This window comes from Rhodopseudomonas palustris, from assembly GCF_034479375.1.
GTDB lineage: Bacteria > Pseudomonadota > Alphaproteobacteria > Rhizobiales > Xanthobacteraceae > Rhodopseudomonas > Rhodopseudomonas palustris_M.
This window is the reverse complement of record NZ_CP140155.1, coordinates 1,847,593-1,862,148: the sequence shown is the minus strand read 5'-3', so window position 1 is coordinate 1,862,148 and position 14,556 is coordinate 1,847,593. Positions and strand designations below refer to the sequence as shown.

The following is a 14,556-nucleotide window of genomic DNA, read 5'->3' as shown; positions in this document are numbered from 1 at the left end:
CTGAGTTGGACACGTCGATATCGCGATCCTGTCGGGCTCGCCGGCCGATGCCGGCGGTGGCGACGGCGACGGTGTCGTGATGCAGACCGTTCTCGGAATTCTGCCGGACGCGCTCGCTTACGGCATGGTGCTGTTCACGATCTCGATCGGCCTGTCGATCATGATGGGGCTGATGCGGGTGGTGAATCTCGCCCACGGCGCGTTCGCGATGATCGGCGGTTATCTCGCCTCGTTCGCGCTGGTGTCGCTCGGCGTTTCCTATCCGGTCGCGATCCTGATCGCGGTGATCGGGACGGTGATCGTGTCGGTGCCGTTCGAGTTCCTGCTGTATCGCCGCATCTATCGCCGCTCCGACGAACTGACCCAGATCCTGCTGACGATCGGCATCACCTTCTTCATCGTCGGCATCGCCAATTACATTTTCGGTCCGACCTCGAAGCCGATCCCGCTTCCGGAGCTGCTCAAAGGCCCGTTCGATCTCGGCTTCCGCATGATCCCGGCGCACCGGCTGTTCGTGATCGGCTGCGGCGTGGTGACGGCGGTCGCGCTCTGGCTTCTGATCGAGAAGACCGAGTTCGGCGTGCGGCTGCGTGCGGCGGTCGACAATGGCGACATGGCGGAGGCGTTGGGCATCCGGACACAGGTCGTCTATTCGGCGACGTTCGCGCTGGCGGTCGGGCTCGCCGCGTTCGGCGGCGTCGTCGGCGCCGAGCTGCTGCCGGTCGAGCCGTTCTATGCGCTGCGCTACATGGTGACGTTCCTCGTCGTCGTCTCCGTCGGCGGCGCGGGGTCGGTCACGGGCGCGCTCGCCGCGTCGCTGCTGCTCGGCCTCGCCGACACCACCGGCAAGTATCTGGCGCCGGAGTTCGGCGAATTCTTCTTCTATGTCGCGGTGATCGTGATCGTGTACATCTTCCCCCACGGCCTGTTCGGAAGGGCCCATTGATGACGACCACTTCCGACACCGCCGGTCCGGTCGCCACCGCCGGCCTTCGCAACGACCTGATGGCCGCTGCGATCATCGCCGGTCTCGGGGCGATCGGCTATTTCGTCTTCCCTGATGATCTCGCCTTTCTGACGCGCGTGATCGGTCTGGCGTTCCTCGTCATCTCGCTCGATCTCGTCACCGGCTATTGTGGCGTCGCGACGCTCGGACACGCGGCGCTGTTCGGCGTCGCCGCTTACGCCGCGGGCAACGCCGCGCTGGCCGGCATCACCGATCCGATCGCGATGCTTCTCGTCGGTGCCGTCGCCGGCACCTGCACCGGCCTGGTGTCCGGCCTCTTGGTCACGCGCTTCCGCGGCCTTCCGCAATTGGTGCTGTCGATCGCCTTCGGCCAGCTCGTCGCCGCGCTGGCCAACAAGCTGTCGTCGATCACCGGCGGCAGCGACGGCCTGGCCGGCATTTCGCCGGGGCCGGTGTTCGGCGTGTTCAATTTCGACATGTTCGGCCGGACCGGCTACGTGTTTTCGGTGGCGGTGCTGCTGATCGCGATGGTGGCGCTGCTGCGTTTCGCGCGATCGCCGTTCAGCCTGATGTGCCGCGCGATCAAGGACGACACCCTGCGCGCGCGCATGATCGGCGTTCGGGTCTACCCGCGGCTGGTGATCATGTATTGCGTCGCGGGCGCTGTCGCCGGCCTCGGCGGCGCGCTGACGGCGATCAACACCGGCGTCGTCGGGCTCGACAGCGTCGGCTTCGAGCGATCCGCAGAGGCGCTGATCATGCTGATCCTCGGCGGCGCCGGCAATCTGTGGGGCGCCCTGATCGGCGCCATCCTGTTCGAACTGTTCCACCACTACGTCTCCGCGGCCAGCCCCTTCCACTGGATGATCCTGGTCGGCCTGTTGCTGATCGTGGTGGTGCTGTTCTTCCCGCGCGGTCTGGTCAACGAGGTCGTCCGGCGGATCGAGGACTTCCGGCAGGCGAGGGCGGTGCGATGACCCGCTTGCTCGAGGTTCAGAATCTGTCGCGGTCGTTCGGGGGCTTGCAGGTCACCGCCGATGTGTCGTTCGCGCTGTCAAGCGGCGACCGGGTCGCGCTGATCGGCCCCAACGGCGCCGGCAAGACGACGCTGGTCAATCTGATTTCCGGCGATCTGCCACCGTCCGGCGGGCGGATATTGCTCGCCGGCGAGGACGTCACCGCCGCCTCGATCCCCGAGCGGGTGCAGGGCGGGCTGGTGCGGACGTTCCAGGTCACGCGGCTCTTCACCACTCTGACGGTGGCCGAGAACGTCGCGTTGGCGGTGATGCAGCGTCGCGGGCTGACCAAGCGGATGTTTTCATCGGCGATGGATTCGGCCGAGGTGCGCGACGAATGGCAGGGTGTTCTGAGCCTGCTCGGCATCGCCCATCTCGCAGCGATGCCGGTGACGAAGCTCGCTTATGGTCAGCAGCGGCTGCTCGATCTGGCGATCGGGCTCGCGATGAAGCCGCGGGTCCTGGTTCTCGACGAACCGGCCGCCGGCGTGCCGCACGACGAGTCGCCGCGGATTCTCGAAGCCATCGCCAAGATGTCGCCGGAGATCGCGATCCTGATGATCGAGCACGACATGGATCTGGTGTTCAAATTCGCCAAGCGCGTCCTCGTGCTGGCGAATGGGGCGCTGATCTTCGAGGGAACGCCCGCGGACGTGAAGCAGAACGACGCCGTTCGTCAGGCCTATCTGGGAAGCTATGCCGATGCCCGCAGCACGTCTTGAGGTCGAGCGTCTGAGCGCCGGCTACGGCTCGGTCGGCATCCTGAGCGAGATGAGCTTCGCCGTTCGGGCCGGGGGCCGGTTGACGGTGCTGGGCCGCAACGGCGTCGGCAAGACCACGCTGCTCGCCACGATCATGGGCCTGACGTCGCACCAGGGCGGCGCCATTCGCGTTGACGAGCGGGATGTGACCGGACTGAAGACGTTCGCACGCGCCGCGTCGGGCCTCGGCTATGTGCCGCAGACCCGCGACGTGTTCCGGTCCCTGTCGGTGGAGGAGAACCTCTTCACCGGCCTCAAGGGCCGCCCGCGCTCCGAACTCGACGAGGTCTACGCGATGTTTCCGCGGCTGGCCGAGCGGCGGCATCACAACGGCGTTCAGTTGTCCGGCGGCGAACAGCAGATGCTGTCGCTGGCGCGCACGCTGCTCGGCAAGCCGTCGGTGCTGCTGCTCGACGAACCGCTCGAAGGGCTGGCGCCGGTGATCTGCGACCGGTTGATGGAAACCATCGTGAAGCTGGCGCAGTCCGGCGAGATGACCGTGGTTCTGGTCGAGCAGCAGATCGCGCGGGCGCTGGATTTCGCCGACGACGTCATCGTCATCGAACGCGGCCGGATCGCCTGGAGCGGTCAGGCCGATCAGCTTCGCGTCGAGCGGGAACTGGTCGATGCGCTGCTCGGCGTCGGGATCGGGTGAAACGTCGCATCGCCCCGCGGTCGCGCGCCGAGATCCGCCATTACCGCCCGTGAAGCCAAGTATCTGGCAGAAAGACGATTTTTCGAGCGGTGCGGACGGCCTGGGAGCTGCCGCAGGAGCGTCTCGGATACGCCGCCGGCTTGACGTTTTGCCGAACTCGCCATAAAAGGCGTCACTCGCTGCCGGCCCGCTTCGACGGATCTCCGGCGCGGCTTTCATTTCCCGAAAACAGGGCCCGGTTGGCGGCTCATCCTTCGCGAAGGGGTTCCTTGGCAGAGGTTGGGCGCAACAGGGCTGTTCGGATTTCTGAAAACCCGACATTCGACCGACCGATCTGGATCACACGATGGCCTTCAGCCCGTTCAAGTTCCTGCAGGAAGTGCGGAGTGAAACCGCCAAGGTGACATGGCCGTCGCGCCGCGAAGTCACGATCACCACCATCATGGTGTTCGTGATGGTGGCGCTCGCTTCGGTTTTCTTTTTTGCCGCCGACCAGGTGATCAGGATCCTGATCACCTTCGTGCTCGGCGTTTAACGGCAGGCCCCTCGACATGAGCATGCGCTGGTACATCGTCCACGCCTATTCGAACTTCGAGAAGAAGGTCTCCGAATCGATCCGCGAGCAGGCCAAGCAGCGCGGCCTGGAGGATCTGTTCGAGCAGGTGCTGGTGCCGACCGAGAAGGTCACCGAGGTGCGCCGCGGCCGCAAGGTCGACGCCGAGCGCAAATTCTTCCCGGGCTACGTGCTGGTGAAGATGAACCTCACCGACGAAGCGTTTCACCTGATCAAGAACACCCCGAAGGTCACCGGCTTCCTCGGCGCCGAGAACAAGCCGATGCCGATCTCCGAAGCCGAGGCGATGCGCATCCTGCACCAGGTGCAGGAAGGCGTGGAGCGCCCGAAGGCGTCGGTGTCGTTCGAGATCGGCGAGAACGTCCGCGTCGCCGACGGCCCGTTCGCGTCGTTCTCCGGCGTGGTCGAGGAAATCGACGAGGCGCGTTCGCGCGTCAAGGTCGCGGTCTCGATCTTCGGCCGCGCCACGCCGGTCGAACTGGAATTCGGTCAGGTCGAGAAGGTCTGATTGGGTAAGTGTCATTGCCGGGGCCTGGCTCCGGTTGTGGCGTCATTGCCGGGCTTGACCCGGCAATCCATCTTCTTCGAAAGATGCTTCTTGCGAAGAGCGATGGATGCCCGGATCAAGTCCGGGCATGACGGGAGTGAGCGAGGCGAAGGCTTTGCTCTGAACTGACGTGGGAGGTTCAAGACGATCGCCAGTCGTCGTGATGCCCCACCACGAAACCTGAAACCGCCGGCTGTGCCGGCAACAGGAGAAAAGTATGGCAAAGAAAGTGACCGGATACCTGAAGTTGCAGGTGCCGGCCGGTGCGGCGAACCCTTCGCCCCCGATCGGTCCCGCGCTTGGTCAGCGCGGCCTCAACATCATGGAGTTCTGCAAGGCGTTCAACGCGCAGACCCAGAAGGAAGAGAAGAACACCCCGATTCCGGTGGTGATCACGATCTACGCCGATCGTTCGTTCACCTTCGAGATGAAGACCCCTCCGATGTCCTTCTTCCTGAAGCAGGCGGCCAAGATCCAGTCCGGATCGAAGCTGCCGGGCCGTGACTCGGCCGGCAAGGTGACCTCGGCGCAGGTGCGCGAGATCGCCGAGAAGAAGATGAAGGATCTGAACTGCGACACCATCGAGTCGGCCATGCGCATGGTCGAGGGCTCCGCCCGTTCGATGGGCCTCCAGGTCGAGGGGTAACGGACATGGCAATCGGTAAGCGTCTGAAGAAGGCCCGCGAAGGCATCGACCGCACCAAGCTGTACGCGCTCGACGAAGCGGTGAAGATGGTGAAGGAGCGCGCGACCTCGAAGTTCGACGAGACCATCGAAGTCGCGCTCAATCTCGGCGTCGATCCGCGTCACGCCGACCAGATGGTCCGCGGCGTGGTGATGCTGCCGAACGGCACCGGCCGCACCGTGCGGGTCGGCGTGTTCGCGCGCGGCGCCAAGGCGGACGAAGCCAAGGCGGCGGGCGCCGACGTCGTCGGCGCCGAGGACCTCGTCGAGCAGGTCCAGGCCGGCAACATCAACTTCGACCGCTGTATCGCCACCCCCGACATGATGCCGCTGGTCGGCCGTCTCGGTAAGGTGCTCGGTCCGCGCGGCATGATGCCGAACCCGAAGATCGGAACGGTGACGATGGACGTCGCCGGCGCCGTCAAGGGCGCCAAGGGCGGCTCGGTCGAGTTCCGCGTCGAGAAGGCCGGCATCATCCAGGCCGGCGTCGGCAAGGCCTCGTTCACCGAGGAGAAGCTGGTCGAGAACATCAAGGCGCTCGCGGATGCGGTGACCAAGGCCAAGCCGACCGGCGCCAAGGGCACATATATCCAGCGCGTCGCGGTGTCGTCGTCGATGGGCCCGGGCGTCAAGGTCGAGCCGGGTTCGGTTCACTAAGCCCGTCGCAGCCTTGCGGCAAACTCGAGGCAAACCAGGGGCGGATGGGGCAAACCCGTCCGCCCCTTTGTTTTTGCTTCCAAAATCAAGAATCGACAGGAAAAGGAGACAGCATGGCGGACAAGGTTCTGGTGTTTTCGCGGTTCGCGAAGTCGATGCTGACGCGGTTCGGCGACAAGTTCGAACTGCTCGAGACCGGCGGCAAGCCGGCCAATGAAGTCTTCAGCGCGACCGAGCTTGCCGACGTTCGCGCGCTGCTCACCATGGGCGCGCAGCCGCTCGGCCGCGAGACGATGGATCTGCTGCCCTCGCTCGGCGCGATCGTCTGCTACGGCACCGGCTATGACGGCGTCGACCTCGAAGCCGCGGCGGAGCGTAACATCCTGATCGGCAACAGCCCGGCGGCGAATGCGTCGGCGGTCGCCGATCTGGCGATGACGCTGCTGCTCGGACTGATGCGGCGGGTGATTCCGGCGGACGCTTACTTACGCAGCGGCGGCTGGTCGGGAGCAAGGCCGTCGCCGCTGCTCAAGCCGCCGCGCGGGCTGACCGGCGCCAAGGTCGGCGTCTACGGCATGGGCGAGATCGGCCGCAAGATCGCGGCGCGCGTCGCGTCGTTCGAGACCGAGGTCGCCTATCACAGCCGCAGCCGCCACGACGTGCCGTATCGCTATGTCGGGAGCCTAAGCGAACTGGTCGACTGGTGCGACGTGCTGCTGGTCGCGGTCCGCGCCGGCCCGGATACGCAGCGCATCATCGATGCCGACATGTTGAAGCGGCTCGGCAAGGACGGCGTGCTGGTCAACATTTCACGCGGCTCGGTGATCGACCAGCCCGCGCTGATCGCGGCATTGGCCGACCACACCATCGCCGGCGCCGGCCTCGACGTGTTCGAAGAGGAGCCGTACGTGCCCGATGCGCTCAGCGAGTTCCCGAACGTGGTGTTGACGCCGCATATCGGCGGCCACACCCTCGATGCGCATGTCGCCATGCAGGATTGCGTGATCGCCAACCTCGAGGCGTTGTTCGAAGGGCGGCCGCTGCCTTATCGCGTCGACGCGTGATCGTCCCCGCCAAGGGAGCCGACGCATTGGGACCCGGAAGCCCGCGTAATGCAGTCAGGACGATTTAGTTCCCGCAGCATTTGGTAGATCTGCCCCAAATTGATGTGAGTTGTTGCGACACAATCGCAGTGTGTAGCTTCCGCCTCGGCCAAAGGGAGCATCGGCGATGGCGGCTTTCACGCTCAGGATCAATGGTCGGTCGCATTCCGTCGATGTCGATCCGGACACGCCGCTGCTCTGGGCGATCCGTGACGGCGCCGGATTGACCGGCACCAAATACGGCTGCGGCGTCGCGCAATGCGGCGCCTGCACGGTGCAGATCGGGGGCGCCACGCTGCGCTCCTGCTCGCTGCCGGTGTCGGCGGTCGAAGGCCGCGAGATCACCACGATCGAGGGGCTGCAGAGCAAGGAAGGCCGCGCGGTGCAGCAGGCCTGGGCCGCGATCGACGTGCCGCAATGCGGCTACTGCCAGTCCGGGCAGGTGATGAGCGCGACCGCGCTGCTCGAGCGCAACAGCAAGCCGACCGACCGCGACATCGATCTGGCGATGAACGGCAACATCTGCCGCTGCGCCACCTATGTGCGGATCCGCGCCGCGATCCATCAGGCCGCGAAATCGCTGGAGGGCTGAGCCATGACGATCCACGACCGCAGCCTCAGCCGCCGCGCCGTGCTGAAGGCCGGCGCCGGCCTCGCGATCGGCGTCTATGTCGCCAGCCGCACGCCGTCCTTCGCGCAGAACCAGCCGGCGCCGCAACAGGTCAACACCGCGCCCAACACCTTCCTGATCATCGCGCCCGACAGCACCGTCACCGTACTGTGCAAACACATCGAGATGGGGCAGGGGCCGCTGACCGGAATGGCGACGCTGGTCGCCGAAGAGCTCGATGCCGACTGGGCGCAGATGCGCGCCGATCACGCGCCGTCCAATCCGGCGCTGTACAAGAATCTGGCGTTCGGCGTGCAGGGCACCGGCGGCTCCAGCGCCATCGCCAATTCCTACGAGCAGATGCGCAAGGTCGGCGCCGCGGCGCGGCAGATGCTGGTCGCGGCGGCGGCCGAGAGCTGGGACGTGCCGGAATCGGAGATCACCGTCGAAAGCGGCGCGATCAAGCATCGCTCCGGCAAGCAGGGCACGTTCGGCGAATTCGCCGGCAAGGCGATGCGGATGCCGGCGCCGCGCGATCCGAAGCTGAAGGACCCGGCGGATTTCAAGCTGATCGGCAAGGAAGGCGCGGTGAAGCGGCTCGACAGCGTCGCCAAGTCCGACGGCTCGGCGATCTTCACGCTCGATATCAACGAGCCTGAGATGCTGACGGTGCTGGTGGCGCGGCCGCCACGGTTCGGCGGCAAGGTCGCCTCGTTCGACGCCGCAGCCGCAAAGGCGGTGCCGGGCGTGGTCGACGTCAAGCAGGTGCCGACCGGCGTCGCGGTCTACGCCAGGGGCTTCTGGCCGGCGAAGCAGGGCCGCGACAAGCTCGCGATCGAATGGGACGACGCCAAGGCCGAGCGGCGTGGCACCGCCGAGATCCTCGCGCAGTTCCGCGAGCTGTCGACCACGCCGGGTCGCGTGATCAAGGCGGAGGGCGATGTCGACGCCGCGATCGCGCAGGGCGGGCAGGTGATCGAAGCCGAATTCGTGTTCCCGTATCTCGCGCATGCCGCGATGGAGCCGCTCAACGGCTTCATCCACTGGCAGGGCGACACCGCTTCGGCGCGCTACGGCTGCCAGTTTCCGACGCCCGATCACGGCGTGATCGCCGAAGTACTCGGCCTCGGCGTCGACAAGGTCAAACTGCAGACCATCCTGGCCGGCGGCAGCTTCGGCCGGCGCGCGCAGCAATCCGCCCAGGTCGCGCGCGAACTCGCCGAGGTCGCCAAGGCGATCGGCCCCGGGCGGCCGCTCAAGCTGGTGTGGACCCGCGAGGACGACATGCGCGGCGGCTACTACCGGCCGTTCGGCGTCCACCGGATGCGCGGCGTGGTCCGCGACGGCAAGATCGTCGCCTGGAGCGACACCATCGTCGGGCAGTCGATCATGAAGGGATCGGCGTTCGAGTCGATGATGATGAAGGACGGCCTCGATCCGACGGTGTACGAGGGCTCGAACGAGCCGCCCTACGATATCGCGAATTTCAGATGCGACGTGCATCAGGTCGATCTCGGCGTGCCCGTGCTGTGGTGGCGCTCGGTCGGCCACACCCACACCGGCTACGCGGTCGAGGCCTTCGTCGATCAGTTGCTCGAGGCCGCGGGGCAGGACCCGGTCGAGGGACGCCTCGCGATGATGAAGGACAAGCCGCGCCACGCCGGCGTGCTGCGCGCGGTGGCGCAGAGCAGCGACTGGAAGAATGCCAGGCTGGAGCCGGGCCGTGCCCGCGGCGTTGCGGTGGTCGAGAGCTTCAACACCTTCGTCGCGCAGGTGGTCGAACTGTCGATCGGCGAGAGCGGCCCGAAGGTGCACAAGGTCTGGGTCGCGGTCGATTGCGGCGTCGCGGTCAATCCCGACATCATCCGGGCGCAGATGGAAGGCGGCATCGGCTTCGCGCTCGGCCACATCCTCTATGCCGAGCAGACGCTGGAGCAGGGCCGGCCGGTGTCGGGCAATTTCGACACTTATCGCTCGCTGCGGATCGACGAGATGCCGGAGATCGACGTCACCATCGTCGCCTCGACCGAAAAACCCACCGGGGTCGGCGAGCCCGGCGTGCCGCCGCTCGGGCCGGCGGTCGCCAACGCCATGGCGAAGCTCGGCGCGGGCCGCCCGCGGCAATTGCCGATCGTGCCGGGAGCCAGCGCATGAGCCGGCTGCGTCACGCTGGGATGGCGGTATTGGCCGGCGCGCTGGCCGCGGGGATGCTGGCGATCGCTGGGCCCGCGTTGCAGGGCGAAGCCGACGCGGCCAATACGTCCGCTGCGAACGCGGCGACGCTGCGGCCGGTGTCGGATTTCGCCAGGATCCGCGACAGGCAGGCGCGCGCGGTCGCGCTGTTCGAGGAGGCCGGCAAGGTGATCGCCTCGCCGCGCTGCATGAATTGCCACCCGGCGGGCGACCGGCCGACCCAGACCGACTCGATGCGGCCGCACCAGCCGCTGGTGGTGCGTGGCGAAGGCGGCCACGGTCCGCTCGGCGGCCTCGCCTGCAACACCTGCCACCACGACGCCAATTACGATCCGGCCCGCGTCCCCGGCAATCCGAAATGGGCGCTGGCGCCGCTGGAAATGGCCTGGCAGGGCAAGACGCTCGGCCAGATCTGCGTCCAGCTCAAGGACCGAACCCGCAATGGCGACATGGACATGGCCAAGCTGGTTCATCATATGGCGGAGGATGAGCTGGTGGGCTGGGGCTGGAATCCCGGCGCCGGCCGCACTCCGGCTCCCGGCACCCAGAAGCAGTTCGGGGCGCTGATCAAGGCCTGGGCCGACGCGGGAGCGGCGTGCCCGAAGGGGTGAGACGAGCCTGCTGCGACGGCGCGGCGCTGCCCTTGAAGTGGACCATTAATTGGTCCACTTTCATGGAGGTGATCGTGGCGAGGGCCGATCGATGCGGATCTCTGTAACCGAAGCGAAAGGGCAACTGACCGAATTGGTGCGGCGCGCCGAGGCGGGAGATGAGGTCATTCTCACCCGGCATGGACAGCCGGCTGTGCGTCTGGTGCCGGTCAAACCAGTGCGCGATGATGAATCATTCTGGGCGTTGATCGCGGAGGTGCAGCACGAGGCGGCTGCGAAAGCAACGCCCGGGCCTAGTGCGGCACGCAGCCAGGATTTCCTCTACGACGAGGACGGTCTCCCGAAATGATCGTGGTCGACACGTCGGCCTTGATAGCGATCCTGTTCGACGAACCGCAAGCCGAAGCCTGCGCAAGGGCAATCAGAGCGGATGGCGACCGATTGATCTCGGCGGGTACGGTTACCGAGTGCCTCGTCGTCGCCGCGCGACGAAATGCCGACGGCGCAATGGCCCGTTTGATCCACGGAGCGGGGTTCGAAATCGTCAGTGTGACGGCCGCTTCTGCGCGGCGTGCCGGCGAGGCTTACAAGCGATGGGGAAAGGGCCGGCATCCCGCCGGCTTGAATTTCGGTGACTGCTTTGCCTACGCTTTGGCGCAGGAATGTGCCTGCCCGTTGCTTTTCATCGGCGATGATTTTTCAAAGACCGATATCGAGAGCGCGCTCCAGAGCGTTTCATCGTTTGATTGAAGCGATCTGGCCCTTGCCGGATGCACTGACCCCTCATCCTGAGGAGCCCGGCGAAGCCGGGCGTCTCGAAGGATGGCGAACCCGCACGGCCCGCGGCGCATGGTTCGAGACGGCGCTGCGCGCCTCCTCACCATGAGGTTGTGCCTGTGGTGAGCGCCAGTGCTGATTCCACAGGAGGCAGAACGGCTCTCGTCGCCCATGATCGCGGCTCGTTGCGGACAAGGGCCGCGCCGCGCGTCGCCCCTTGTCGCCGCCCCTAGGCCCCGGGCGTGGTGGCCGCCCGACTCAGAACGCCTTGTTGATCGACACCGCCACCGCCTGGTTGATGATGTGGCCGGACCAGTTGCCGCTGAGGATTCCGGTGTCGGTGTAGCCGTCGGTGGCGCTGGCGAACGGCGCCGCGTAATTGATGGTCTGGTTCCTGGTGATGCCGAAGGTGTAGTTCACGTCGATGAACCAGCCGCGGTCGATGAAGTAGGTGCCGCCGACCGTCGCGGCGCCGCCCAGCACCCATTGCGTGCTGGAGAAGTTGCTCGGCTCGCCGGTGATGTTGACGTGGGTGTTGTTGATGGCCGCAAAGCCGATGACGTTGTTCAGGCTGGACTTGACCTGCGACAGCGACGGGCCGACGCCGAAATACACCATGCTGCGCTCGAACGAGTGGCCGACGAACGGAATGAAGTTGATCTGCTGGCTGATGCCGCTCTGGTAGGAACCGATCACCACATTGCCGGTGAAGCTGTCGGAATTGGCGCTGGTGAACGAGCCGACCTGCGGGTCGCGGACGCGGTTGTCGGTCGAATGCGCATTGATGTAACTGTAAGTGACCTTGGCGCCCCACAGCCAGTCGCTGCCGCCGAAATGCTGGAAGAAGCCGAGCTGCGCGGTCGGCGCGAAGCTGGTGCGGGGATCGAGCGACGGCGTGGTCGGGCCGCCGGCCGTCCCGAACGCGACCTGGGTGCCGCCCAGGAAGATCTCTGAGACGCCCTGGGCGTAGATGTTCTGGCTTTCATAGCTCTGCGAATTGACGCTGCCGCCGATGCCGGCGAACCACGCGGCGCGGGGCACCAGCGAGGCCGGCATGTAGATCGGAGCCACCGCCTTCAGTGCCGGCAAATCGGCGGCGCCGGCGGGCAGCACGGCCATCGCCGGTGCCACGAGAGTCAAAGCAGCCATCGTGCGTTTCATGAAAGTGTCCCGGAGGTTGTCGTGCGCTGCGTGAAAACAAGCGTACCGAGTTCAGGGACTCACCCGAATTCGAGGTGGGTAGCCTCATCGAGGAGGCGCAGGCCTGGAAGCGGCCGCGAATCAGCAGTTTTGAGGCTGCGCCAGCATGGTCATGATGGGTTGCGGGCCGCAAGCGACACAACTGATCGCCGGTAATAATACCAGTGGCAGCAGCGATCCGTCGTTTCGGGGAGCGTGGCGCGCGTTCCAAGGGCGTGCGCGCGGGCGCCGCCGCCCGGGCCGAAACTGTCCTTGCATAAAAGATGCCGTTTTCCTGACAACGGCCTTGGCAAGTCGGTTCAGACTCGTTAAACAGTTCCTTCCGGGCGTGCTGGCTGGTGCTGGCGCGCTCGTGCGCGCATTCCGATCACCGGTATCGATAGGAGACCAGTCCTTCAAGTCGTCCATCCCAGGATCGCTCGAAGGAAGGGGTACTGTCGTTTCGGGGAGTGCGGGCAGGGGTCGCAGGAGGTTGGTCCGGTTCGCCGGATCTGGCGTCCGACCGACTCCGGTCCTGTCCAAGACTGCAGGCGCCGACGTTGAAACGTATCGTTTCTTCAGAAGCTTAATCGCATGGCCTGCATAGACGGGTGAAGACCGGATTTTGTGTCCTGCCGCGTGCGGTGGGCACGGATAGGGTTCGAACCTCGACACCCCGTGAGGGCAGCGGCTTCGGCCGGCGTCCGATCGGGAGGGCAGGCTGTTCAAGATCGTCTTGCCCTTGGTGTCTGAAGACCGTGTGTCTTGAGGTCAGGTGAGGGCAGGACGGTGGGTGCAACCCGGCGGTCCTGTTCGCAGAGACCGCCAACCGGAAAGAGCTTGCTGTGGAAAGAGCGGCAAAAAAAGAGGCGGTCGAATCGCTGAACGGTCTGTTCCAGACCACCAGCGTTGCGGTCGTCGCTCATTATTCCGGCCTCACCGTGGCCCAGATGCAGAAGCTGCGTTCGCAGATGAAAGCCGCTGGCGCTTCCGTGAAGGTCTCGAAAAACCGTCTCGCCAAAATTGCTCTTGAAGGCACCGACGTCGTTGCCATCGGCTCCCTGTTGAAGGGGCCGACCGTGATCGCGACTTCCGACGATCCGGTGGCGGCGCCGAAAATTGCCGTCGAATTCGCCAAGGCGAACGAGAAGTTCGTCATTCTCGGCGGTTCGATGGGCAAGACTGTCCTGAATGTCGATGGCGTCAAGGCTCTGGCCTCGCTGCCGTCGCTCGATGAACTGCGTGGCAAGCTGGTCGGCCTTCTGGTCGCGCCGGCCACCAAGATTGCGCAGCTCACCACGGCTCCCGCGGCCAAGGTCGCGCGCGTGGTTCAGGCCTATGCCTCCAAAAGCGAAGCGGCCTGACGCTTCATCTCATTCAACCCTGGTTCGAACTGATACCCGTAAGGAACTGATTCAATGGCTGATCTGCAGAAGATTGTTGACGACCTCTCGAGCCTCACCGTGCTCGAAGCCGCCGAGCTCGCCAAGCTCCTCGAAGAGAAGTGGGGCGTGTCCGCCGCCGCCGCCGTGGCTGTCGCCGCTGCGCCGGGCGCCGCTGCCGCCGCCGTCGAAGAGAAGACCGAGTTCACCGTGATGCTTGCCGCCGCCGGCGACAAGAAGATCGAAGTGATCAAGGAAGTGCGCGCGATCACCGGCCTCGGCCTCAAGGAAGCCAAGGACCTGGTCGAGGGCGCTCCGAAGCCGGTCAAGGAAGGCGTCAACAAGGAAGAAGCCGACAAGCTCAAGGCCCAGCTCGAGAAGGCCGGCGCCAAGGTCGAGCTCAAGTAACCGCAGGTTACTCGAGCGAAATCCCCGGGCGGGCGTCAGCGCGACCGGGGATCTGCCCAGAACGTCGACGGCCGGGTCAAGCCCGGCCATGACGGGGCGGGCAGGGTGACTTCAGCGGTTGGGGCCGGTTCGCCGGCCCCGGTCGCGGCGGTTGGGGGCGGTGAGGAGTCGCCGGCCCCGGGTGGCCGTCACAGGAATGTGTGGGGATCAGTGGGGGAACCCCCTCGAATCTCCACATTGTCGACCCATATTGGTTCGGCAGCACGAAAGCGCAGGCGCGATGGACATGGTAACATTCCGCGCAGCCTCTAGGAGAATCAGCAATTTCGGGCTTTTTCGGTCTGTGACGAGATGGTTTTGACGGGCGGGTGCGCTAGCGCCCCGCACGTCGTTTTGCGTTCGGATTTGGTGTTGCGCGAATTTAGGACTTAG

The 14,556-nt window shown here is 65.6% G+C and carries 17 protein-coding genes; 16 read left to right on the top strand and 1 reads right to left on the bottom strand.

The features are described 5' to 3' along the window. Nucleotides 1-79 precede the first annotated feature (79 nt). The 14 genes from SR870_RS08465 (at nt 80) to SR870_RS08400 (ending at nt 11,128) form a co-directional block, all read left to right on the top strand. On the top strand, nt 80-946 hold the full coding sequence (locus SR870_RS08465; RefSeq protein WP_322517539.1) for a branched-chain amino acid ABC transporter permease: 867 nt from the start codon (nt 80-82) through the stop codon (nt 944-946). Further along, nucleotides 946-1,944: a branched-chain amino acid ABC transporter permease gene (locus tag SR870_RS08460; RefSeq protein WP_322517538.1), complete on the top strand. Its 999-nt coding sequence runs from the start codon at nt 946-948 to the stop codon at nt 1,942-1,944. The genes SR870_RS08465 and SR870_RS08460 overlap by 1 nt, the downstream gene beginning before the upstream one ends. Further along, the gene (locus SR870_RS08455) at nt 1,941-2,705 is read left to right on the top strand and encodes an ABC transporter ATP-binding protein (protein ID WP_322517537.1); all 765 of its coding nucleotides are present in this window, start codon (nt 1,941-1,943) and stop codon (nt 2,703-2,705) included. The genes SR870_RS08460 and SR870_RS08455 overlap by 4 nt, the downstream gene beginning before the upstream one ends. Continuing rightward, entirely contained in the window at nt 2,686-3,399 is a 714-nt protein-coding gene (locus SR870_RS08450) for an ABC transporter ATP-binding protein (RefSeq protein WP_322517536.1), read from the top strand. The genes SR870_RS08455 and SR870_RS08450 overlap by 20 nt, the downstream gene beginning before the upstream one ends. 346 nt (nt 3,400-3,745) lie before the next feature. Beyond that, a complete protein-coding gene (secE, locus tag SR870_RS08445; protein WP_322517535.1) occupies nt 3,746-3,934 on the top strand; it encodes a preprotein translocase subunit SecE in 189 nt (62 codons plus the stop codon). Between the two features lie 16 nt (nt 3,935-3,950). Continuing rightward, the gene (gene nusG, locus SR870_RS08440; protein WP_011441168.1) at nt 3,951-4,481 is read left to right on the top strand and encodes a transcription termination/antitermination protein NusG; all 531 of its coding nucleotides are present in this window, start codon (nt 3,951-3,953) and stop codon (nt 4,479-4,481) included. Nucleotides 4,482-4,737: 256 nt separating this feature from the next. Next, the gene (gene rplK / locus SR870_RS08435) at nt 4,738-5,166 is read left to right on the top strand and encodes a 50S ribosomal protein L11 (protein WP_322517534.1); all 429 of its coding nucleotides are present in this window, start codon (nt 4,738-4,740) and stop codon (nt 5,164-5,166) included. A gap of 5 nt (nt 5,167-5,171) precedes the next feature. Beyond that, a complete protein-coding gene (rplA, locus tag SR870_RS08430; RefSeq protein ID WP_322517533.1) occupies nt 5,172-5,861 on the top strand; it encodes a 50S ribosomal protein L1 in 690 nt (229 codons plus the stop codon). Between the two features lie 113 nt (nt 5,862-5,974). Then, the gene (locus SR870_RS08425; protein WP_322517532.1) at nt 5,975-6,925 is read left to right on the top strand and encodes a 2-hydroxyacid dehydrogenase; all 951 of its coding nucleotides are present in this window, start codon (nt 5,975-5,977) and stop codon (nt 6,923-6,925) included. A 166-nt stretch (nt 6,926-7,091) separates the two neighbouring features. After that, complete coding sequence (locus tag SR870_RS08420; RefSeq protein ID WP_322517531.1) at nt 7,092-7,556, top strand: (2Fe-2S)-binding protein; 465 nt, start codon at nt 7,092-7,094, stop codon at nt 7,554-7,556. Between the two features lie 3 nt (nt 7,557-7,559). Continuing rightward, nucleotides 7,560-9,728 (top strand): xanthine dehydrogenase family protein molybdopterin-binding subunit, encoded by a 2,169-nt coding sequence (locus SR870_RS08415; RefSeq protein WP_322517530.1) that lies wholly within the window; start codon nt 7,560-7,562, stop codon nt 9,726-9,728. Then, entirely contained in the window at nt 9,725-10,378 is a 654-nt protein-coding gene (locus tag SR870_RS08410; RefSeq protein WP_322517529.1) for an Isoquinoline 1-oxidoreductase subunit, read from the top strand. The genes SR870_RS08415 and SR870_RS08410 overlap by 4 nt, the downstream gene beginning before the upstream one ends. Before the next feature lie 91 nt (nt 10,379-10,469). Continuing rightward, complete coding sequence (locus SR870_RS08405; protein WP_322517528.1) at nt 10,470-10,727, top strand: type II toxin-antitoxin system prevent-host-death family antitoxin; 258 nt, start codon at nt 10,470-10,472, stop codon at nt 10,725-10,727. Next, nucleotides 10,724-11,128, top strand: a complete 405-nt coding sequence (locus SR870_RS08400) for a type II toxin-antitoxin system VapC family toxin (protein ID WP_322517527.1) — start codon at nt 10,724-10,726, stop codon at nt 11,126-11,128. The genes SR870_RS08405 and SR870_RS08400 overlap by 4 nt, the downstream gene beginning before the upstream one ends. 285 nt (nt 11,129-11,413) lie before the next feature. Here SR870_RS08400 and SR870_RS08395 read toward each other — a convergent pair whose 3' ends face one another. Continuing rightward, the gene (locus SR870_RS08395) at nt 11,414-12,304 is read right to left on the bottom strand and encodes a hypothetical protein (protein WP_322517526.1); all 891 of its coding nucleotides are present in this window, start codon (nt 12,302-12,304) and stop codon (nt 11,414-11,416) included. An 875-nt stretch (nt 12,305-13,179) separates the two neighbouring features. Between SR870_RS08395 and rplJ the strand changes: the two genes are divergently transcribed. Next, nucleotides 13,180-13,698, top strand: coding sequence for a 50S ribosomal protein L10 (gene rplJ / locus SR870_RS08390; RefSeq protein WP_322517525.1), 519 nt, complete (start codon nt 13,180-13,182; stop codon nt 13,696-13,698). Between the two features lie 54 nt (nt 13,699-13,752). Beyond that, nucleotides 13,753-14,124: a 50S ribosomal protein L7/L12 gene (gene rplL, locus SR870_RS08385; RefSeq protein ID WP_011441176.1), complete on the top strand. Its 372-nt coding sequence runs from the start codon at nt 13,753-13,755 to the stop codon at nt 14,122-14,124. Nucleotides 14,125-14,556: the final 432 nt, after the last annotated feature.